This window comes from Hymenobacter lapidiphilus, assembly GCF_003417065.2.
Lineage (GTDB): Bacteria > Bacteroidota > Bacteroidia > Cytophagales > Hymenobacteraceae > Hymenobacter.
Genome location: NZ_QVLT01000007.1, coordinates 125612 through 148127, shown reverse-complemented (window position 1 = coordinate 148127; position 22516 = coordinate 125612). Strand labels below are relative to the sequence as shown.

The 22516-nt window shown below is 61.7% G+C and carries 14 protein-coding genes; 5 read left to right on the top strand and 9 right to left on the bottom strand.

The window, feature by feature from the left end; all coding sequences use genetic code 11:
* Entirely contained in the window at window positions 1–1701 is a 1701-nt protein-coding gene (locus D0N36_RS06265) for a SusC/RagA family TonB-linked outer membrane protein (RefSeq protein WP_199798311.1), read from the bottom strand.
* Between the two features lie 634 nt (window positions 1702–2335).
* Here D0N36_RS06265 and D0N36_RS06260 point away from each other — a divergent pair.
* From D0N36_RS06260 to D0N36_RS06250, 3 genes are all read left to right on the top strand, one after another.
* Window positions 2336–5494 carry a SusC/RagA family TonB-linked outer membrane protein gene (locus D0N36_RS06260; RefSeq protein WP_116940551.1) on the top strand — a complete coding sequence of 1053 codons (3159 nt, stop codon included), beginning with the start codon at window positions 2336–2338 and terminating at the stop codon, window positions 5492–5494.
* A gap of 12 nt (window positions 5495–5506) precedes the next feature.
* Entirely contained in the window at window positions 5507–6802 is a 1296-nt protein-coding gene (locus D0N36_RS06255) for a RagB/SusD family nutrient uptake outer membrane protein (RefSeq protein ID WP_116940550.1), read from the top strand.
* A 173-nt stretch (window positions 6803–6975) separates the two neighbouring features.
* On the top strand, window positions 6976–8148 hold the full coding sequence (locus D0N36_RS06250; protein WP_116940549.1) for an acyltransferase family protein: 1173 nt from the start codon (window positions 6976–6978) through the stop codon (window positions 8146–8148).
* Window positions 8149–8223: 75 nt separating this feature from the next.
* On the opposite strand, the gene D0N36_RS06245 is transcribed toward D0N36_RS06250, so the two are convergent.
* From D0N36_RS06245 to D0N36_RS06235, 3 genes are all read right to left on the bottom strand, one after another.
* On the bottom strand, window positions 8224–9849 hold the full coding sequence (locus D0N36_RS06245) for a 3-(methylthio)propionyl-CoA ligase (RefSeq protein ID WP_116940548.1): 1626 nt from the start codon (window positions 9847–9849) through the stop codon (window positions 8224–8226).
* Window positions 9850–10007: 158 nt separating this feature from the next.
* The gene (locus tag D0N36_RS06240) at window positions 10008–13097 is read right to left on the bottom strand and encodes a glycoside hydrolase family 3 N-terminal domain-containing protein (RefSeq protein ID WP_242478821.1); all 3090 of its coding nucleotides are present in this window, start codon (window positions 13095–13097) and stop codon (window positions 10008–10010) included.
* 74 nt (window positions 13098–13171) lie between these two features.
* The gene (locus D0N36_RS06235) at window positions 13172–14233 is read right to left on the bottom strand and encodes an alkaline phosphatase D family protein (RefSeq protein ID WP_116940547.1); all 1062 of its coding nucleotides are present in this window, start codon (window positions 14231–14233) and stop codon (window positions 13172–13174) included.
* Window positions 14234–14306: 73 nt separating this feature from the next.
* On the opposite strand from D0N36_RS06235, the gene D0N36_RS06230 reads away from it, so the two are divergent.
* A complete protein-coding gene (locus D0N36_RS06230; protein ID WP_190242545.1) occupies window positions 14307–14447 on the top strand; it encodes a hypothetical protein in 141 nt (46 codons plus the stop codon).
* A gap of 177 nt (window positions 14448–14624) precedes the next feature.
* Here D0N36_RS06230 and D0N36_RS06225 read toward each other — a convergent pair whose 3' ends face one another.
* A complete protein-coding gene (locus D0N36_RS06225; RefSeq protein ID WP_116940546.1) occupies window positions 14625–15872 on the bottom strand; it encodes a carboxypeptidase-like regulatory domain-containing protein in 1248 nt (415 codons plus the stop codon).
* A gap of 281 nt (window positions 15873–16153) precedes the next feature.
* On the opposite strand from D0N36_RS06225, the gene D0N36_RS06220 reads away from it, so the two are divergent.
* The gene (locus D0N36_RS06220; protein ID WP_116940545.1) at window positions 16154–16903 is read left to right on the top strand and encodes a superoxide dismutase; all 750 of its coding nucleotides are present in this window, start codon (window positions 16154–16156) and stop codon (window positions 16901–16903) included.
* Between the two features lie 174 nt (window positions 16904–17077).
* Here D0N36_RS06220 and D0N36_RS06215 read toward each other — a convergent pair whose 3' ends face one another.
* The 4 genes from D0N36_RS06215 to D0N36_RS06200 form a co-directional block, all read right to left on the bottom strand.
* Complete coding sequence (locus tag D0N36_RS06215; RefSeq protein WP_147320768.1) at window positions 17078–17584, bottom strand: DUF6438 domain-containing protein; 507 nt, start codon at window positions 17582–17584, stop codon at window positions 17078–17080.
* A 177-nt stretch (window positions 17585–17761) separates the two neighbouring features.
* Window positions 17762–19627, bottom strand: coding sequence for a membrane protein insertase YidC (yidC, locus tag D0N36_RS06210; protein WP_116940543.1), 1866 nt, complete (start codon window positions 19625–19627; stop codon window positions 17762–17764).
* 330 nt (window positions 19628–19957) lie between these two features.
* On the bottom strand, window positions 19958–21604 hold the full coding sequence (locus D0N36_RS06205; RefSeq protein ID WP_116940542.1) for a CTP synthase: 1647 nt from the start codon (window positions 21602–21604) through the stop codon (window positions 19958–19960).
* A 111-nt stretch (window positions 21605–21715) separates the two neighbouring features.
* Window positions 21716–22399 carry a hypothetical protein gene (locus D0N36_RS06200; protein WP_116940541.1) on the bottom strand — a complete coding sequence of 228 codons (684 nt, stop codon included), beginning with the start codon at window positions 22397–22399 and terminating at the stop codon, window positions 21716–21718.
* Window positions 22400–22516 lie beyond the last annotated feature (117 nt).

The window sequence follows — 22516 nt, the reverse complement described above, 5'->3', positions numbered from 1 at the left end:
CTAGAAAATCAGACCGATGTAGTCCACCGCCTCGCTGCGGCTCTGCTCGATGGTGTTACCCAGAATCAGCGAGCCGCGCAGGTTTTCGCTGAACGTGTGCTGGAACGAGGCCAGGGTAGTGGCCGTAATCAGCCGGTTGAGGTCCACGGTTTCGGAAATGCCGCCGTTCTGGTTGCCCACCTGCGAGGTGCCCACCGCCCGCACCGAAGTCGAGTGGGTGGTGGCCAGGTCGGTACCGATGTTGTGGCTTACCGTCAGGAAGGGCAGTACCTTGAAGCTGAGCTGGGTGTTGCCCAGAAAGCGGTTGGTGCGGTCAGTCTGGGGGTTATAGATGGCCGACCAGTAAGGGTTGTCCGCGTCGACGTCGGTGCCGTTGTTGGGCGGCAGCAGGCGGCGGCGGCTGCCGTCGGCGTTGAGGTAAACGCGGGCGTCATCATTCTGGGGCCAGTTAAGCAAACTCAGCAGAAAGCCGCCCTGCGAGCCAAACAGCCCCGGGCCCTGCAGGGTGCGCCGCCCGCCCGAGTTCAGGTACTGGGCCGAGCCCGTTACGTTGAACTTGGGCGAAAGCTGAGCCGTGCCCGAGAGGCGCACCGTGGTTTTGTCGTACTTGTTTTCGGGCGTTACGCCAGTCTGGTCGAGGCGCGAGGCCGACACGAAGAACGTAGCCTTCTCGGTGCCGCCCGACATATTCAGGAAGTTCTGGAAGGCATAGCCCTTATCAAAGAAGTTGGGCAGGTTGTCGAACTGTGCCTGGCCCGGCGCGAAGCGCGGCCCCCACGAGTTGCGGGTGGTAGCGTCGAACACCCCGTTCGAGCCCTGCTGGTACTGATCCTGCGTTCTGGGTAGCCGGTTCACCTCATCCACCGAAAACTGCGTGCGGTAGTTGATGGTGGTACGGCCGGCGGTGCCCTTCTTGGTGGTGATAACCACGGCGCCGTTGGCAGCTCGCAGGCCGTAAAGGGCGGCGGCGGCCGGTCCTTTCAGCACTGTCATGCTGGCAATATCTTCGGGGTTGAGGTCGCCGGCGCGGTTGGGCGTGCCCACCGAGCGGCCCAGCAGGCCATTGAACTGCGAGCCTCCGCCGGGTGCCGTGCTTTCCTGAAACGACGAGTTGTCCATAATCATCCCGTCGATGATGAACAGCGGCTGGTTGTCGCCGTCGAGCGAGGTGCCGCCCCGGATAACAATGGCCGCGCCCTCGCCCGGCGAGCCACCCGAAGAGGTGATATTGACGCCCGCCACCTTGCCCTGCAGCGCATTCACGATGTTGGTCTGGCGCGAGTCAATAATGTCCTTGGCCTTCACCTCCTGCACCGCCGTTACAATGTCGCGCCGTTCCTGGGCAATGTTGTAGCCAGTAATCACCACGTCGTTGAGGGCCGTAGTATTTTCCTTCAGCGCGATGCTGATAGGGCCGTCGCCGGCATCCACGGCCCGCTCCTGGGTGGTGTAGCCGATAAAGCTGAACGAGAGTGTACTGCCCGGGGCAGCCGTTACCGAAAAGCGTCCTTCAGTATCGGTGGTAGCGCCAATGGTGGTGCCCTTCACAATTACCGTTACACCGGGCAGCGGCGAGCGGTCGAGGGCGGCCGTTACAACGCCCGTTACGGTGCGCTGCGCCGTTGTCTGGGCCCGAACCGCCTGGGGCGGGAGGGCCAGCGCGGCCCCCAGCGCGGGGGCCAGCCAGTAGAGTTTTTGCATGGTGCAGGGAGAAGAGTGATGGGAAATGGAGCAGCGGCCGGTGTGGCCGACAGCCAGTGGGCTGGGCGTAACGGGGCGGAGAAATGCCGCCGGCAACGGTACAAAGTGCGAAAAAAAGCGCAATCGGCCTGCTAAAGCGGTAAACGAGGATACTGATAAAGCCGAAAAACGACCAGCGTGAAAGCAGGTATAATGGGTGGTGTTTCAGCTTCTGTGTCCACATTGCCCAAGCCAGCTGTCGCTTCCTGCGCATTGGTCTGCGTTTGAAACTGTCGATAGCGGCCAGTTATCCTGCCCGATAAATACTGCCTTTCCGCAACTTTACCAACGCGAAAAGCCCCTTTGCAGGAGTTACGCGAATAGAGCGCCCCTGTTGGCGAGCGAGGTATCCGAAAGTTGGGCGCCACATCTGCACTACCCATCTCCGCGGCCAGCCTTCCCTGCCCGAACACGGGAGCCAGATGCTTTGGTGCGGTTGCGCTCTGAGTAGAAAATAGGAAGCTGGCGGCTGGCAGTTAGCAAAATCTTACAACAGAAAAGACTAATATTTCTGCTACATTCCCACAGTTTGTTTCAGTTTCATCCTTTAGTCCTGCCTCCTATGCCCCACCACTACTCTTGCATACGACCATTGATGCTACTGGGTGGGCTGGCCGCGCTGCCCCTGGGTACCGCCCTAGCTCAAACCCCGCAGGCTTTTTCGCTGCAGGGCCGCATTACCGATGAACGCGGCCAGGCGTTGCCGGGCGTAACGGTATTGGTTGGCGGCACCACCCTCGGGGCCTCGACCGATGCCGACGGCAACTACCGGCTGGCCGTAAACCTGGCCCCCGGCACCTATCGACTCGTATTTTCTGCCATTGGCTACCAAGGTGAAAATCGCTCCATCACGCTGGGCAGTAATGCCTCGGTCAGTACCGACGTGGTACTGAACACCGCCAGCCAGAGCCTCGATAATGTAGTCGTAATCGGCTCGACGGTGGCCGTGAACCGTCGCGAGCTGGGCAACGCCATCACCGTCATCGACGGCACGCAGCTGCAGAAAACGGGTAGCGGGCAGCTGCTCAACTCCTTGCAGGGCAAGGTGGCCGGCGCGCAAATCGTGCAGAACTCGGGCGACCCCTCCGGTTCCATGTCGGTGCGGCTACGCGGCATTACCTCGCTGGCCGGCTCCTCCGACCCACTGTACGTGATTGACGGCGTAATCGTGAGCAACCAGAGCACCAACGTGTCGCAACGGGCGCTGAGTAACGACATCGGGACGGCCAACCCCGGCCAGAACCGCTTGGCCGATATCAACCCCAACGACATCGAGAGCCTAAATGTGCTCAACGGCGCAGCCGCGGCTGCCATCTACGGCTCGCGGGCCTCCAACGGGGTCGTTATCATCAACACCAAACGCGGCAAGGCCGGGGCCCCGCGGGTGTCGGTATACACCAGTTTCCAAATAAATGAGCTGCGCAAGTCGGTGCCGGTGAACACGTTTGGTAAGCAGTTCGGCTTCGAGGGCCTGCGGTTGTACCCGATTTCGGGCGTGTCGGCGGCCCAGATTGCGGCCAACCCCGGAACTACTACCGTGGGCATTACGCGCGCCAACGGCACGGCCCAACTGGCCAGCAACCTCGTCGACGTGCAGCGCTACGACTATTTCAAGGATATTTTCCGCACCGCCTCCGGCACCGACAACGGCGTCTCGATTTCGGGCGGCTCCGACCGGACGCAATACTTCGTGTCGGCGGGCTACCTCAACAACAACGGCATTATCAAAGACACCGACTTCAAGCGCTACAACCTGCGTGCCCGCGTGGATCAGCGGCTGACGAGCTGGGCCAAGATATCGGCCGGGGTGAGCTACATCAACAGCTCGGCCAGCGAGAAAGCCAACGGCAACGTCTTCTACAGCCCCATCAACGCCATCAACATCACCAACAACATCTACGACATCAGCCGGCGCGATGCCAACGGCAACCTGCTGGCCGTGGAGCCCACCCGCGTCAATCCGCTCTCGACCATCGAGGACATGAAGTTCACGCAGGCTACCAACCGCACCATCAGCGACCTGCAAGTAAACCTGACCCCGTTCAAAGGCTTCAGCTTCGACTACATTCTGGGCGTGGATGCCTACTCGCAGGTGGGCCAGGGCTACATCCGGCCCTACCCGTACCAAGCGGCGGCCGGCCTGCCGGCGGCCCGCTACCCCGATGGGTTTGCCTCCGATGCCAACAACACTGAAATCAACCTCAACTCCGATATCAACCTGGGCTACGAGTACAATTTCTCGGAGGATTTCAAGCTCAACCTGCGCGCCGGCTACAACTACCAGTACCTGCGCAACTCGTTCGCCACCCAGCAGGGACAGTTCCTGGCTCCCTTCGTGACCACCATCCGCGGGGCCGCCCCGACCACCGTAACGGCCGACTACTCGCTGGCTCAGTCCGACCTGAATGGTATTTACGGGCAGGCCACGGTGGGCTACCGCAACCTGGCCTTCCTGACCGGGGCCATCCGCCGCGACGGCTCGTCGCGCTTCTCGGCTTCCCAGACCAACCAGTACTACCCCAAAGTAAGCGGCTCGCTGGTGCTGTCGGATATCGGTTTGTGGAAGAACGCGGCCTTCGCCCAGAAATTCAACACCTTCAAGCTGCGGGCCAGCTACGGCGACGCGGGCAACCTGAACGGTATCGGCCCCTACGACCGGTTCTACCAGGTTAATCCCGGTCTTTTTGTTGCCAGCGCACTGGTGCCCTCGGCGCAGCTGGCCAACAACAGCGTGCGACCCGAGCGCCTCAACGAGCTGGAAGGCGGCGTGGATCTGGGCTTCTTCGGCGACCGGCTGAGCCTGAGCGCAACGCTGTACCGCCAGCGCATCACCGACCTGGTGGTGCCGCGCAACTTGGCCCCAACCACCGGCGGCTCGACCATTCTCGACAACGTGGGCACGATGGAAAACCGGGGTCTGGAGCTGTTGCTCAACGGCACGGCCATCCGCACCGCCGATTTCAGCTGGGATATGACGGTCGTCTTCAGCCGCAACCGCAATAAGGTAACGGAACTGCCCGGCTCGAACGGTAATATCCAGGCCATTACCATCGCCAACTCGGCCGGGGCTCCGGTGTACCTGCTCCAGGGCCAGCCGGCCGGCGTGTTCTACGGCTCGACCTACGCCACCAACCCCAACGGCTCGCTGCTGCTCAACGCCCAGGGCTTCCCGCAGGATGAGCGCACCATTGGTCAGGTTACGGGCTCCACAACCTTTGTGCCCTCGCGTGGGGCCGATGGCCAGCCCAGCTACGGGCCTGGCACGGCCGTGGCCCAGGCCCTCATCGGCAACCCCAACCCCGACTGGACCGGTTCGTTCACCACCAGCTTCACCTACAAAAAGCTGGGCCTGCGGGTGCTGTTTGATGCCGTGCAGGGCGTAGATGTGTTCAACGCCGACTACCGTACCCGCCAGGGCGTGGGCCTGGGCGATTTGGCCGAGAAAGAGTTGCGCGGCGAGTTGCCCCGCGGCTACATTTATGCCATCTACAACACCCAGCAGTTCCGCATCGACGACGGCTCGTTTGTGAAGCTGCGCGAAGTGGCCCTCAACTACGGGCTGCCCACGTTCACTAAGTATATCAGCGCCCTCGACCTCTCGCTGGTGGGGCGCAACCTGATTTCGTGGGATAATTATAAGGGCTTCGACCCCGAAACCAGTGCCGGCGGCTCCTCCGATTTGCTGCGGGCCATCGACTTCGGCAACGTGCCCATTCCGCGTACCTATCAGCTCCGCCTGGCGGCCACCTTTTAGCCCTCCCTTCCCATGAAAAATCTAGTTCTGTTTTTCGTCGCCGGTACACTCGTACTGGGCGGCTGCAACAAGGAATATATTAATCCGAGCACCGTCAGCGTGGAGCAGGCTACCGGCTCGGCCGAGGGGCTGACGCTGCTCAGCAACGGCCTGCAGGCCCGTTACGCAACTGGTGGGCTGGTGAGCGTGCTCTACAACAAAGTGGCCCTGAGCGGCCTGAGCACCCGCGAGATGTTCATTCTCAACCAGGGTAACGTCGATGAAAACAATGTGGCCGTTGGCGGGGCCAGCATCGTGAATGACAACGCCGTGGTGCGGAATCTCTGGACCACTTCGCAGCTGGTGCGGGCTAACGCCGATTTGATTCTGGCCAACGCCAGCAACGCCACCGACCCCGGCACCCGCAGCGGCATCGTGGCCTACGCCAGCATTTTCCGAGCCCTGACGCTGGGCGACATCGCGCAGTTTTTCGAGCAGACTTCGCTGGTGACGGGTGAAAACGCCACCTTCGTGCCGCGTGAGGAGGCCTTGCGCAGCGCCGTCGCGCAGCTGGAGGTTGCCGCCGCTCAGCTGGCTGCCGCGCCCGTCTCGGCCGAATTCCGGGGCAAAATCGTACCCGGCATCGACCTGACCAACACCCTGCAGGCCCTCATCGCCCGCTACAGCCTCGTGCTCGGCGACTACGACAAGGCCCTGGCCGCCGCCGGGCGCGTAAATCTGAGCAGCCGCTCGGTGTTCAACTTCAACAACATTGCCCGCAACCCGCTCTTCGATGTGGTGTTCGGCAACCGCAACATCTTCGAGCCCACCGATGCGAACCTGGGCCTGAGCGGGCCGCTGGCCCCGGCCCCCGGCGACCGGCGGATTCCGTTTCTGGTGCGGGCTGCCCCCTTGCCCACCCAGAACCGCGGGCTGGGTTTCTACACGGCCAACGATGCTCCGATTCCGGTGTACGTGCCGGGCGAGATGCTGCTGATTCGGGCCGAAGCCTACGCCCGCAAAGGCGATTTGGCCAACGCTGTCGTCGAGCTGAACAAAGTGCTGACCAAAACGGCCACTGCCAACGACCCGCTCGGGGCCGGTCTGCCGGCTTATTCGGGTCCGCTCACAGCCGATGCTATTCTGCTCGAAATTCTGCGTAACCGCTACGTCGAGCTGGCCTTCCAGGGCTTCCGGCTCAGCGACAGCCGCCGCTTCGGCCGGCCCGGTCCGGGCCAGCCGGGGGCCGAGCGCAACCGCAATTTCTACCCTTACCCGCGCATCGAGCGCGAAAACAACGGTAATACGCCCCCCGATCCGGCTAATTAATTTGTGGGCTGAGAGCTGGCGTTCAGCCGCTCAACGCTCAAAAGAGAACGTCATTCAGAGCGCAGCGAAGAATCTCGCGCAAACCGTTGCAACAACACCTCAATGGTTCACGCGAAATTCTTTGCTGCGCTCTGAATGACGTTCTTTCGGCTAACAGCTAACAGCCAAAAAACATGACCACCGCCACCACCCAAGCCGCTCTCGAAACCACCGGCGCGCTGCCGCTGGCCGAGGCCTCGCAGCCCGCCCGCCTCATTTCGCTCGACGTGTTTCGGGGGCTGACGGTGGCGGCCATGATTCTGGTGAACAACCCCGGCGACTGGGGCCACATCTATGCCCCGTTGGAACACGCCAAATGGCACGGCTGCACCCCAACCGACCTCATTTTCCCGTTTTTCCTGTTCATTGTGGGCGTCAGCATCAGCTACGCGCTGGGGGCGGCCCGGCAGCAGCCGGCTACCCACGGCGCGGCCATGCTGCGGGTGCTGCGGCGGGCAGGCATTCTGTTCGGGTTGGGGCTGTTGATGGCGCTGTACCCGAAGTTCGAGTTTGATACGGTACGAATTCCGGGGGTGCTGGCCCGCATTTCTTGGGTGTTTCTGGCCTGCGGTATCTTGTTTCTGAAAACCAGTCGCCGCCAGCAAATCGGGCTGCTGCTTGCGCTGCTGGTGGGCTACAACGTGCTGCTGCAGCTGGTGGCGGTGCCCGGTTTCGGGACAGCCAACCTGGAGCCCGAAACCAACCTTGGGGCCTGGCTCGATAGGGCCGTGTTCAGCGAAGCCCACCTCTGGAAGCAGAGCCGCACCTGGGACCCCGAGGGGCTGTTGGGTACGCTGCCGGCCATTGCCACCGGCCTGCTCGGGATGCTGATGGGCCAATACCTGCGGCGCCGCGAGCTGGAGCCGGCCGTGCGGGTGGCCCAGCTGTTTGTAGCCGCCACCGGCCTCATTGTGGCCGGCCTCATCTGGAATATGTGGTTCCCCATCAACAAAAGCCTCTGGACCAGCTCCTACGTGCTCTACACCGGCGGCCTCGCCACGGCCACCCTAGCGCTGCTCTACTGGCTTTGCGACGTGCGGGGCCGCCGCGGCTGGTGGACCGCCTTCGGGCAGGTGTATGGCGTGAATGCTATTACCGTATTCTTCCTCTCGGGCATCGTGGCCAAAACCCTTAATGCGGTGCATGTGGGCGAGGGAGTACCGCTTAAAGCCTGGCTCTATAATACCTTTTTTACGCCCTATTGCAGCCCGGTAAATGCTTCCCTGGCGGGCGCGCTGGTGTGCGTGCTGATTTGGTTTGGGGTGCTGTGGGGGATGTATAAAAAGGGCGTTATCATCAAGATTTAGCAGGTTCCACGCAGCGGAGCGCGGAGGTAGAGAGATAAGTATCTCTCTACCTCCGCGCTCCGCTGCGTGAAAACGCTACTCGAACGTGTAGCTCCCGAAATCCTCCCGCAGCTGGGTTTTGCGGACTTTGCCGGTGGCTGTATGCGGCAGCTCGTCCACGAACTCCACGGCTTCGGGCATCCACCAGCGGGCCACTTTGCCTTCGTAGAACGCCAGCAGCTCTTCCACCGAAACATCCATGCCCGGCCGGCGCACCACCACCAGCAGCGGCCGCTCGCTCCATTTGGGGTGAGGTCGGCCAATTACGGCGGCTTCGGCCACGGCGGGGTGGCCCACGGCCAGGTTCTCCAGCGCAATGCTCGAAATCCACTCGCCACCCGACTTGATGACGTCTTTGCTCCGGTCAGTTATCTGCATGAAGCCGGCCGCATCGATGGTGGCCACGTCGCCGGTGCTGAACCAGCCGTCGGGCGTAAGCTGGTTGGGCGCGTCGGTGCCGAAGTAGTCGGCCACCACCCATGCGCCGCGTACCAGCAGGTCGCCGAAGGCTACGCCGTCGTGGGGCAGCGCCTGGCCGGCGTCGTCCACAATCTTCATATCCACCCCATAAATCACCCGGCCCTGCTTGGCCAGCAGGTCAAACTGCTCGTTGGGCGGCAGGTCAGTCTGCTGGGGCTTGAGGGTACTGACAGTGCCCAGGGGCGAGGTTTCGGTCATGCCCCAGGCGTGGCGAATTTCTACGTTCAGCTCATCCCCAAAGGCCTTGAGCAGCGCCGGCGGGCAGGCCGCGCCGCCCACAATCATCTTGCGCAGGGTGCTGAAATGCAGCTCTTTTTCGCGCATGAAGGCTAACAGTCCCAGCCAGATGGTGGGCACGCCGGCCGAAAACGTCACGCCTTCCTGCTCGAACATCTCATAAAGGCTGGCCGCATCGAGGCCCGGACCGGGCAGTACCAGCTTGCAGCCCAGCATGGGCGCCAGGTACGGAATGCCCCAGGCATTGACGTGGAACATGGGCACAACGGGCAGAATCACGTCCTGGGCCGAGCAGTTGAAGCAGTCGGGCAGGCCGGCCGCGAAGGTGTGCAGCAGCGTGGAGCGGTGCGAGTAGAGCACGCCTTTAGGCTCGGCGGTAGTGCCCGAGGTGTAGCAGAGTGAGGAGGCCGTATTTTCATCGAATACCGGCCACTCGAACTCGGCCGGCTCGGCCGCGAGCAGGTCTTCGTAGCAGCGCAGATCGGGCAGCGTGGTGCTTTCGGGCATGTGGGCCCGGTCGCTCATCAGCACCCAGTTCCGCACGTTGGGGCAAGCGGGGGCCAGCTTTTCGGCCAGCGGCAGAAAGGTGAGGTCGAAGAAAATGGCCTGGTCCTGGGCGTGGTCGATGATGTAGGTGAGCTGCCCGCCAAACAGGCGCGGGTTGATGGTGTGGCACACGGCCCCCATGCCCGACACGGCGTAGTACAGCTCCAGGTGGCGGTGGTTGTTCCAGGCCAGCGTGCCCACGCGGTCGTCGGGTTTTATACCCAGGCGCGCCAGCACATTGGCCAGCTGCCGGCTCCGGCGGCCCAGCCCGGCGTAGGTGTAGCGGTGGAAACCGCCCTCGGCCAGCCGGCTCACGATTTCGGTGTCGGCGTGCCACTTTTCGGCGTGTTCGAGCAGCCCGGCAATGCGCAGGGGCTGGTGCATCATGAGTCCTAGCATTCGTTTCGGGCTGGTTTAGGTATAGGCCTTCAAGCTAGAGGTTTTCCGGTGGATTTTAGTTTTCACGCAGAAGAGCGCAGCGGCATGCGCAGAGGAAAAGGATGATCCTCCTTTTAACCTCTACGCATGCCCCGGCGCTCTTGTGCGTGAAAAACAGTCTACTCCTCCACCGTCGTTTCCACTGCCGGCTTCTGCCGGATGCTCTCCAGCGCCACCTGCAGCACGTTGGTGCGCACGTTGAGGCTGGAAATCTTATTGTTGCGGCGGGTCGGATTCAGGCGGTTGGTGAGCACGATGCAAATCAACTCCTCCTTAGGGTCAATCCAGAACAGCGTGCCGGTGAAACCGGTGTGCCCGTAGCTGGCCGTCGAGGCGCTTTTAGCCGAGTTCAGGCCGGGGTTGGTGGCGGGTCGGTCGAAGCCCAAAGCGCGGCGGTTGTCGGGGCAGAACTGGCAGCGCGTGTACTCGGCCAGGGTTTCGGACTTGATGAGCTGCTGCCCGCCGTAGCGCCCGTTCCAGGCGTAAAGCTGCACGAGCTTGGCCAAATCGTTAGCTGAACCAAACAGGCCCGCGTGACCCGAGACGCCCCCGAGCAGGGCCGCACCCTCGTCGTGGACCGTGCCGTGCAGCTGGCCGTGGCGGAACAGCGAGTCGTACTCGGTGGGCGCGATGCGGCTGAGCGGGAAGCGGTGGGTGGGGTTGAAGCCCAGCGTGGTGGCGCCCAGCGGCCGGTACAGCTCATCGCGCACAAACTGGTCGAGCGGCTTGCCCGAGGCGGCTTTCACGAAGCGCGGGTACATGATGAACGATAGGTCGGAGTACACGTAGCCGGGCTTCTCGTTGAGCGGCGACTCGGCAATAGCATTCGTAATCAGCTCCGGAAAATCCTGGCGGGCCCACAGGCTCGGGCCGGCCGGCAGCGGGAACCGGGCCGACGAATCGGGCCGGAAGTAGCGGCGGTTCATCTCGGTGGGCTGCGTGAGCGAAACCGTGCCGGCAGCCGGGCTCTTGCCGAACAGGGCATTGAACAGGCCGTGGGGTTTGGTGTAGTCTTTCCAGAACGGAATCCAGGACTTAAGGCGGGCTTGGTGGGTGAGCACATCACGTAGCTTCAGGTCCTGCTTGTTGGTGCCTTTGAACTCCGGGAACAGCTGGCCCAGCGTCATGTCGGGCGAGAATTTGCCTTCATCCTGCAGCTTCATCAGGGCGGGTAGCGCGGCGCTTACTTTCGTGAGCGAGGCCAAGTCGTAGAGGTCGTCGTTGCGTACCGGGCGGGCCTGTGGGCCGTAGGTCTGGGTGCCGTAGCTTTTGCGCAGCACCACCGTACCGCGGCGGGCAATCAGCACCTCGCCACCCGGGAAAGCCCCGGCGGCCAGTGCCCCGTTCATCACCGAGTCAACCCGGCTTTCCAAGTCGTTGCTCATGCCCACGGCCTCGGGGAAGCTATAGCGCAGCCGCGTGCTGCCGGCCGTAGCCAGCCCGGCCCCGTAGCCATAGGTGCGCGACACGGTAACCGGCAGCTTGCCGCTGGCCGAAATGCCCCCAAAAATAGCCTCGGCGGCCACTTCCTGGGCGTTCTGGCTTTCCTGGTAGGCCAGCACCACGGCTCCGGCCCGACTCAGGTCACGCAGGCGGTCCACGGCGTAGGCCGTGCCAAACACACTCACCACCAGCTGCTGGCCTTTGCCGCCCAGCTCACGCAGCAGCACGTTCATTTCGGGCGTTACGCCGAAGCCGGTGGCCGGCTGGCGGCCCAGGTTGTTCACGCCCACCAGTACCGTGTTGTAGTCCTTCAGGGTTTCGCGCATCTTCGTCAACTCGTCGAGCGAGGCCGTGGCGGACAGCCAGAAGTGGCGCACCGGTGCGTAATCGGCCACCCGGCGCTGGAACGCGGTGGTGTCGGTGGTGCCGAGCGTGAGCGTGGCCAGCCGCAGCGTGTCGAGGCGCTGCAGTGGCAGCAGGCTTTGCTGGTTGCGCAGCACCGTTACGCTCAGCTCCGAAAGCTGCCGGCTCAGGTACTGGTCATGGGGCGTGTTCAGGTCGGCCACGATGTTCTGCAGCTCGATGGGGCGGTAGCGGTCCAGGCCCGCCCACTGTTTCAGGGCCAGCACCTTGCGGCATCGGCGGTCAATTTCAACCTGCGAAATCTGACCCTTATCAATAGCCTCGCGCACCATGCGCAACGCCAGCGGAATATTCTCGCTGAACTCCAGAATGTCGTTGCCAGCCAGCAGGGCCAGTACATCGGCCTCGCCGGCGGGATACATGCTCGTCACGCCCTTCATGTTCATGGCATCCGTGAAGATGATGCCTTCGAACCCCATTCTCTGGCGCAGCAAGCCTTCAATAATCGGCTTGGAAAGGGTAGAGGGCACGCCCGTGGTATCGAGGGCCGGAATGTTGAGGTGGGCCACCATCATGCCGCCCAGGCCTTTCGCCATCAGCTGCCGAAAGGGGTAGAGCTCCAGCGTATCGAGCCGTTGCCGATCCACCCGCAGCAGGGGCAGGGCGAGGTGCGAATCCACGTCGGTGTCGCCGTGGCCGGGGAAGTGCTTGGCCACCGCCAGCACGCCCGCGTCCTGCATGCCCTGCATGTACTGCAGGCTCTTTTCGGTAACGTTTTCGCGGTTTTCGCCCCAACTCCGGAAGCCGATGACTGGATTTTGGGCGTTGTTGTTGATGTCGACGACGGGCGCGAAATTGACGTGCATGCCCAGGCGCTTGAACTGGGCGGCCACCTGCCGGCCCATCTGGTAGATGGGCGCGTTGTCCTTCAGGCCGCCCAAACTCATCTGGTAAGGGAAGCGCACTACGCTGTCGAGGCGCATGCCCACGCCCCATTCGGCGTCCATGGCCACCAGTAGCGGCACGCGGGCCTGGCTCTGGTAACGGTTTAGCAACCGGCTCTGGCGCACCGGCCCCCCCTGGAAGAAAATCAGGCCTCCGATGCCGTAGCGCTGAATCAGGGCCGAAACCGAATCCTCATCGGCGCGGGTGCGGTTGGAGTAGGCGGCTACCATGAACAGCTGGGCCACCCGCTGGTCGGGCGTGAGCGTGCTCATCACCGAATCGACCCAGCGCGAGCCGGCCAGCTGCCCGGCAAACGGCACGGGCTGGTTGCGCGGCGGGGTTGGTTTGGTAGCTATTGGCGCTTTGGCTGAACTAGTAGCAGGGCGGCGCTGGGCTGGAGCCGTGGTGGCGGTGGCCAGCAGCGCAAGCAGGAGAGTGAACCGGCGGAGGTAAACCAAGAGGGGCAGGAGTGAAGGATGAAGGGGCGGACTCAATGTACGGCATGCGGCGCGAAGGCGCGGCGGACCAGCGCTTATTCCAGGCGGATTACCTGCTCGTAAAAGATGTGGCCGGCCTCGCCGCGCAACGACATATCCAGCAGCAGCCGGCCTTCCGGGGCCCGGAAACGGAACAACGCGTAGTGCTTATGGTTGACCAGCGGCCCCACCCGCAGCGCGTTCGGCTCGCCGGTATTCTGGGTGGCCGGGTGCGTCAGGCCGCTCGACGTCACCTCCAGCACCGGTCGGGCTAGCCCCGGCACCGCCAGCTCCGACACCTCGCCGATGTGCCGGTCGCCGCTGACGAGCAGCAGGCCCTTGGGGCGGGTCTCGGTCAGCAGGTCGAACAGGCGCTGGCGGGCGGCCGGGAAGTTAGCCCACTTCTCGTAGGGATGCTGGGTGGGCAGAAACTGAATACCCGAGCCGATGATATGGGCGTCGGCGTCGGAGCCGGCCAGCTGCTCGCGCAGCCAGGCCCATTGCGCCTCACCCAGCATGTCGCCGGTGGGGTTGGGCTGGTACACCTTCTGGGCGTCGCGGTACAGCGGGTCCTGGAAATACCGGTCGTCGAGTAGTAGCACTTTTACCTTCTTATCGGCCACCCGGTACTCGTAGGCGGCGTAAATGCCCTCCTGGCGGCGGCGCGGGCTGTCGGCGGGCTCCTCCAGAAAATCGAGGGCCAGCTGTTGGTTCTGGGCCTTGAAGGGGTAGGTTTTGTCGCCGTCGTTGCGGCCGTAGTCGTGGTCGTCCCAGGTGCCGATGATGCGCGTGCCCTGCTCGCGCAGCTGCCGGTAGCCGGGCTGGTTGAACTGCAGCGTGTACTTCGCCTGCAGCACGGCGGGGTCGTCCGAGTCGCCGTAGATGTTGTCGCCCAGCCAGATCCAGACGTCGGGCTGGTCGCGGGTAATGTCGTCCCACAGCGGCTGAGGCAGGTTTTGGCGGCTGCAGGAGCCGAACGCCACCCGCAACTCGTTGGCCGCGGGGCGCGGGGCAGCAGCGGTAGTTACGGGGGCGGCGGGCGTGGTAGCCAGCGGGGTGCGGGGCGAGCAGGCGGCCAGCAGGCCCAGCAGTAGCAGGTGGGGTAAAGGCAATTTCATGGCCTAAAGATGCCTCTTGGGGCCGAAAGCTGCGCTGCCAGTTACTTTTAGCGCGCTGACCGGTTACTTCCTCATGCCTGAAAATCCCGAACCCCGCCGCGCCTACCATTCCCGTAGCGACATCCGCCTGTTCAAATTCATCGGCATCGGCCTGGGCTGTGCCTTCCTGACCGGGCTGGTGCTAATGGGGCTGGTGTTGTACTTCAGCCTGTAAACGAGTGTGCAGAACTGAAAAGAACGGCATTCAGAGCGAAGCGAAGAATCTCGCGTGCTGATGTTGTGATGGTAACTCAACGTCAGCACGCGAGATTCTTCGCTTCGCTCTGAATGACGTTCCTTTCCCTAAACCCTAAACCCTAAACCCTAAACCCTAAACCCTAAACCCTAAACCCTACCGCCGGGCGGGCTTGCGGGTCTGGCCTTTTACCATCGAGCCGAAAGCGCCTTTCTTCTCGAAGGCGGCTACTACTTCGTCCTCGGCTGGGGTGCGCTTCACTATTGGGTTGTTGGCCCAGAACTCGGGGTCGTAGGGCTTGGCCCGGATGGCGTCCAGGTCACGGTCGGTAAGGCTGGCCTGGGCGTAGGGCAGGCGCGGGTTCGTCGTGCTTTGGTCGTAGAAATAGGTGAACGACGACACCTTAATGGCCAGCGGCTCCTTGCCCGGCTCAGTCAGGTCGGTGGTCAGGTCCATTTTCATCAGCTCCAGCGGGGCAATGCCGGCCGCGCCGCCGGGCTTAAAGGTCATTTCGATGGTCAGTTTGGCGTTGGTGAACTTCTGGCGCGGGTTGCTGGTGCTGCCTGTAAAGCTGGGCTGCACCACCCGGTAGCGCACTACCTGGTTGGTTTCCAGGTCGATCCAGACGGTGCCCTGGGCCTGGTAGGCCAGCTCGGGCCGGGTTTCGAAGCCGATTTCGGCAACCCCACCGGTCGAGTCTTCGCCCACAATGCCTTTAAGTTCCAGCAGGTAATTTTTCTCCACGTTGGGGCTGAACAGGGCCAGGGACGTGGTACTATCCTGCCGGACGTCGAACAGGCCGTAGCGGCGGGTATACACCGAGAAGTTGTTCAGGCTGATGGGGGCCTGCACGCCGGCGTAGCGGCCCTGAGCCAGCGTGGTACCCTCAATGCGGGCCGGGTTAGATTTTACGTTCCAGACTACCTCCTGTAGCTCAGTCGGCTCATTGTCGATCCGCGTGATCTGGCGGTAGAAAGCGCGGCCGTAGTAGCTGCGGCGGTAGTTGCGCGCCAGGTTGCGGAAGGCCCTGTCTACGAGTTGAAAAGGATAGCTGGCCACCTTCACTTCGGGAAGTACCACGGAGGCCGGGGCCAGCGTAATGCTTAGCGGCGCGGCGCCTGAGGTTACGCGCACCGTGTCGCGGACGTGACTCAGCTCCGACACCAACAGCTGGGCCGGTAGCTCCTTTACAACGAGCGTGAACTCGCCCTCCAGGTTGGTGGTGGTACCGTTGGTGGTGCCCAGCACGGCAATGCTGGCAAAGGGCAGCACTTCCTGGGTTTCCCGGTCGCGCACTACACCCCGCAGCTGCACCTGGGCCTGGCTGAGGTGGGCGAGGCCCAGTAAAACCAGCAGAAGAGTTACAAAACGAACGGCAGGCGGCGAAAAACGGAAAGTTGGCATATGCAATAAAGGGGGAGAAGCCGCAGAGCGGCGGCCAGAAAAGAGGTAACGCGGGATGCCCCCAAAACCGTGCCCGAGCGCGTAAAAGTACGGCCAAAACCGAACCTGAACCGGTAGTTGCAGGTAAGCATTGGTATATTGGGACAATATCCGCTGCTGTTTACTCTTTTTTTTGGGGAGGACTTTTCCAGCGTATTGGGCGAAGAGTTTTGCCTCGGAAACGAACCAATCGGCCCCGGAAAACGAATAACTGTTTACTGAAAAACGAAAGCCTCCTTCCTATGATTAAGCGTGATTTCCTCAAAACCGGCCTGCTCACCGCCCTCGGGGCCCTGGTAAGCCCCGCCCTGCTGGCCGCCGCCCACGACGAGAAGCTGCTGCGCGAAGCCCGCGCCACGCCCATTGCCGACGGGCCATTTACGTTGCCCGCGCTGCCCTACGCTTTCAATGCCCTGGAGCCCCACATCGACGCCCGCACGATGGAAATCCACCACGACGCCCACCACAAAGGGTATGTGAGCAAGCTGAACGCGGCCGTAATGGGCACGCCGGCCGAAAAACTGAGCATGGCTGACTTGCTGGCTTCCATGAGTAAGCAGAGCGAAGCCGTGCGCAACAACGCCGGCGGCCACTGGAACCACTCGTTCTTCTGGCTGACTATGACCCCCAAAGGTGGCGGGCAACCTACCGGCACCCTCAAAACAGCCATCGACAAAGACTTCGGCTCCTTCGACAAGTTTAGCGAGGAATTCACCAAGGCGGCCAGCTCACGCTTCGGCTCGGGCTGGGCCTGGCTGATAGTGGACAAGAAAACCGGCAAGCTGGCCGTCACCTCGACCCCCAACCAGGACAACCCGCTCATGGACCTGCCCGGCAACCAGCGCGGTTTGCCCATAATCGGCCTCGATGTTTGGGAGCACGCCTACTACCTCAAGCACCAGAACAAGCGCCCCGACTACATCAAAAATTTCTGGAACGTTATCAACTGGCCCGAAGCCGGCCGCCTCTACGACGCCGCCAAAAAAGGCTGAGTAGGCTAAAAGCCGAAGAGAAAAAGGCTGGGCCGCTGTACGCTACCATCAGGTTCGTTCAGCGGCCCAGCCTTCTTCTCTTCATATTGAAATCAAGACTTACACACCTAAGCTGGAGCTTCGCGCCATGCCTACGGCCTCTTTTGCGTAAGTCGTATTGATGTAAGGCAGCTTCTACTTTTCGGCCACCACGCCCAACGCCTTCTGCACCTCGTAATCGAGCTGCGTAAAGAGTTTTTGCAGGCTCTCGGGGCCGCCTTCATCTACGCGCACACTTTTGGTGCCTTTGCCCGTCGTGATGGTGAGCGTGGTGGAAGGTAAGTCGAGGGCCCCTTTGGAGTACACGTCGCGCAGCTGCGCGAAGCCAAGCTGGTCGGCTTCGCGCAACAGCTGCTGTACTACGGCTGGCGCCAGTTTTACCGTGCGGTTGCCCACTACGGGGGCGTGTTCGCGGCCTTCGTACTCCAGGCGGCCGTCGGCAAAAAACCGGGCCGTATAGTCGGGGCAGGTGCCGAAGCAGGCCGTGCGGCCGAATACGAGCACGGCTTCCTGCTGCTGAGGCTGCGTGGCAGTGGTAGAGGCCACGGTGCCGGCAGCAGCCGGGCGGCTGTTTTTGCAGGCAGGCAGCGCGGGCACGCCGAGCATCAGCATAAGCAATGGAAGGAGCAGGGGAGTACGCATGGGACAGGGGGGAGGCAGGGAATAAAAGCGACTCAATATAGTAATTCGCCAATGCCAAAGTTCGGGCCAGAAGCCACCAAAAAGCCCCGCAGCCATAAAGGGCACGGGGCTTTGCGGTAAATGCGACTATTTCGGAAGCTTACGAGCGGCGGGTTTTGCGCGGCTTCTTCGGGTTGGTTACGTCGTCGGCACCGGTGCGGGTTCGGCCTCATCGGCCGCGTCGTTGTTGGCGGCCAGCTTCTTGCCGCCGGCGGGCTTGGCCTGGGCGTCGCGCTCCTGGGCAGCCTTCATGGCATCGGCCAGGCGGGCTGAGAAGCCGCTGGGCTTCTTGTCCTTGTTCTTCACTTTGTTGGCTTCAAGCTTGGCACGCACCTTGTCGTCGTCGATGAAGCTGCGCGTAAGTGCCATCTGGCCCATCGTTACAAGGTTGGAAACCAAGTAGTACCAGGTCAGGCCGGCGGCGAAGCTATTGAGCACGAAGAAGAAAATCAGCGGCATCAGGTAGCTATAGAACTTCATCGGGCCCTGCATGGCCGAAGGGTTCAGCTGGTTGGTCTGGTAAGTCATGCCCAGCGTCGAAATCGTCATCAGTACCGTGAACAGGCTGATGTGGCTGCCCATGAACGGCAGGGCGAAGGGCAGAATAATCGGGCTGTCGTAGGTGCTTAAATCCTTCGCCCACAAGAAAGCCTCCTGCCGCAGCTCAATGGCGTTGGGGAAGAACTGGAACATGGCGAACAGAATCGGCAGCGTCAGCAGCGTCGGTACGCAGCCACTCAGCGGATTGACGCCCATGCTCTGGTTGAGCTTCATCGTCTCCTGCTGCTGCTTCATCTGGTCATCCGGGTACTTCTCCTTGATGGCGTCGATTTCCGGCTTGAGCACCTTCATCTTGGCCTGGCTTTCGTACGTTTTATACGTTAAGGGCCAGGTAACCAGCTTTATGAGAATTACCAGCAGCACAATAATCAGACCGTAGGAGGCGATGTACTGCTGCAGAAAGTGGAACACGGGCAGTATCACAAACTGGTTTACCCAGCGGAACAGGCCCCAGCCCAGGAACACGTTGCGGTCGAAATCGGGCGCAACGGTTTTGAGCAGATCGTAGGAGTTAGGCCCGAAGAAGAACCGGAAGTTGGCCTTACCCTGCTGCACGTCCGCCACCGGAATCTTGAGCGTGCTACTCAGCGTTTTCACGTACGTTGAGTCATTCAGGTCAACCGTCGAGTTCAGCTGGCCCGACGTAAACTCGTTGTCGGCAATAATGCCGGCAATGAAGAAATCGTGCTTGTGCGCCGCCCACTTTATGGGTTCCTCCACCTTAATTTCTTCCGGTGTCTCGCTGCCCTCGGCCAATGCCGTATGGTCGCCCGACACGAGGTAGCGGTTGATGGTGGTGTGGTTGCGGTTCTGAGTACGGTCCTGCTCGGTCTGGCGCACATTGTCCACGAACGTGAACGTAAGCGGCTCCTGGGCCAGCGTCTGGCTCAAGCCATTGAAACGCAGCTTGTAGCTCACCTCGTACGATTCGGGGGCCAGCGTGTAGGTCTGCTCAATCTGTCCGCCAGCCACGTCGGCTACGAAGCGCACCGCATTACTATCCTGGGGCTCGGCCCGGAAATAGAGGTCCGACAGTTTTATCTGCTGGCCGCCGATGGTGCGGAAGCGCAGGTCCATCTGGGCGCTCTTCGCATCGAAAACATCGAGTGGCTGGCCACCGAACGTTTTATACTTGTGCAGGCGTGCAGACTGGGGCTGGCCGCCCTTCGAGGAGAAGGTTACCGTCAGCAGCTTGTTGCTTAGCTCCGTCGTCTGAGCCGTGCCTTGGGCGGCGGCGGCAAACGAGCCGAGCTGCTTCACCAGCTGCGCCGAGTCGGGCGCGACGGGCGCGGCGGTAGTACGGGCCGAGTCGCCGCCAGCAGTGGCCGACTTAGTGGTTTTGGCCAGCTCGACGGCGGCGGGCTCGGGTTTGGGCGCGAACTGAAGATAAATCAGAAGCAAGGCCGCCAATAGAAACAGGCCGATTGCTGAATTTCTGTCCATTTACTGAAAAGTGTGCGGAGCTACGCCGGGGCGCTTCCAACGGAAAATAAAGAGCCGGGCGCCGGCCGAAGTCCGCCACCCGGCCGCAAAGGTCGGACTTACGCGCCGAATATTTTTCGGCGAGGAAATTTTGGGTTCGGGAACCGGAAATCCGGGGGCTTGGATTGATGCAAAAAGAACGTCATGCTGAGCGTAGGCAGAGCTGAAGTCGAAGCATCTCTACTTCAATGGTAACCCTGTCATTGAATCACTATTGCAGTAGAGATGCTCCGGCAAGCTCAGCATGACGCGGCTTTTATTAGCCTAAATCTAACTCGCGCATCACTCCCACTACAGCCCCTTCCGGTACTGAATGGCCGCTTTCACGAAGCGCACAAACAGCGGATGGGGGTTCTGCACGGTGCTTTTCAGCTCGGGATGGAACTGACCGGCCACGAACCAGGGATGGTCGGCCAGCTCTACCACTTCTACCAGGCCGGTTTCGGGGTTGCGGCCACTGGCCAGCATCCCGGCCGCCTCGAAGCGCTCCAGATACTCGTTGTTGAACTCGTAACGGTGGCGGTGTCGCTCGCTGATTTGGTTGCGGCCGTAAGCTTTGGCCGCCTTCGAGCCCCGGCGCAATTCGCAGTCGTAGGCCCCCAGGCGCATGGTACCGCCTTTTTTAGTGATGCTTTTCTGCTCCTCCATCATGGCAATAACGGGCTCAGGCGTTTGCGCATCCATCTCGGTGGAAGACGCATGCTTCAGGCCCAGCACGTTGCGCGCAAACTCCACCATCGCCACCTGCATGCCCAGGCAAATACCAAAGAAGGGAATGCCGTTTTCGCGCACGTACTGCACGGCGGCAATCTTGCCCTCGAAACCCCGCTCGCCGAAACCGGGCGCCACCAGCACGCCATGCACGCCGGCTAGCTGCTGGGCCACGTTGTCGGCCGTCAGGTTGTCGCTCTGGATGCTGCGCACCGTCACCTTGCACTCGTTCTGCGCGCCGGCGTGGATGAACGACTCGATTATGGACTTGTAAGCGTCGGGCAGCTCTACGTACTTTCCCACCAACGCAATCGTCACTTCTTCAGTCGGGTTCTTGAGGCGGCCCAGAAAGTCCTTCCAGGCTTCTAAATCGGGTTGGGCCGCGCCGCCTTTCAGGTTGAGTTTCTTGATAACGCGCTCATCCAAATGTTCTTTGAGCATGAGCAGCGGCACCGAATAGATGCTGTCGGCATCGAGGCTTTCGATAACCGAGTTGATATTGACGTTGCAGAAGAGCGCGATTTTGCGGCGCATCTCGGCCGGAATCGGGTACTCGGAGCGGCACACCAGAATATCGGGCTGCAGACCAGCGCTGCGCAAATCGCGCACCGAGTGTTGCGTGGGCTTGGTTTTGAGCTCCCCCGCAGCCTTCAGATACGGCAGTAGCGTGAGGTGGATAACCAGCGTGCTGTTCTCGGGCAAATCCCAGCGCAGCTGCCGCACCGACTCGACGAAGGGCAGGCTCTCAATGTCGCCAATCGAGCCCCCGATTTCGGTAATCACTACGTCGAACTGCCCGGTCTGGCCCAGCAGCAGCATGCGCCGCTTTATTTCGTCGGTGATGTGAGGCACTACCTGCACGGTTTTGCCCAGGTAGGCGCCCTCGCGCTCCTTGGTTATCACGTGGTCGTAGATGCGGCCGGTGGTGACGTTGTTGGCCTGCGAGGTGGGCACGTTCAGGAACCGCTCGTAATGGCCCAGGTCGAGGTCGGTTTCGGCCCCGTCGTCGGTCACGTAACACTCGCCGTGCTCGTAAGGGTTGAGCGTTCCGGGGTCGATGTTGATGTAGGGGTCGAACTTCTGGATGGTGACCTGGAAGCCCCGGGCCTGCAGCAGCTTGGCCAGCGAGGCCGAGATGATGCCCTTACCCAGGGAGGAAGTAACGCCGCCCGTTACAAAAATGTACTTGGCCGTTGGCGCCGCGGAAGTGGAATTTCGGTCTGGCATAACGGGAAACAAAGTTAGCCGTTATCTCCGGCCGCCGGCCGTTGCAAAGGAGTTATTTTAGGTTAAGGGGCTTACCCTCTTCGCCTCGCAACCCCCTTATCCCAACGGCTGCTACTGCTCCAGCGACACGCCAACGACTTCCTGAATCGGGCCGGTGCTGAGCAGCTGCTGGCGCAGCGTATCGGCGGCCTGCTCCAGCTGGGGCCGAATCTGGTCGAGGGCCAAGCGCAGGCCCTGCACGTCGGCGAGGCGGGAGGCATGGCCGTGGCCCTGGCCGTAGCCGTGGTACACGGCCACGCGTATTTTGCTACGGCCCTGGCCGGTGTACGTGCCAATGGTTTCGCCGCGGGCGTCGATGATTTGTACTTCGGCCCGGACGTCGGTGCGGTACCACTCCAGCGGAATGCCCAGCAGGCTGGGCGTCATCAGCGTCAGCATCTGAAAGATCTGTAGTACCCGGCCGGTGCGCTGCTGCGTGGCCTGGGTAATCTGCAGCTTGGCGTAGCCGTACTGCACGCTGTCGAGGCCTACATCGAGGCCCGTCGCGGCCGATTCGGCCAGGTGGTAGGAGAGTTCCTTCCGGAACACTTTGCCCGGATCTTCGGGGAAACCATCTTCGGAGTTGGTGGTGAGCGGTCCGGCATCTACTACGGCTTCCAGCTTAGGTAGCGTACCTACAGCCACCGAGTTGTTGCTCTGAACAGTCCGAAACACGGCCTTTTCGGTCGACTTGCAGCTCCCAAGGCTCAGGGCAGCCAGCAGGAATAAAGCAGTTCCACGATATAGATTCCTCATACGCATTTCAGTCAGTAAGCTGTCAGTCAGATAGAAATACAAAAATACGGGGAAAGTAAGGGAAAAGATTTCTGTCGGTGGAGGAAAAAAAAGGCTCTTATAGTACTCGGGTAACAA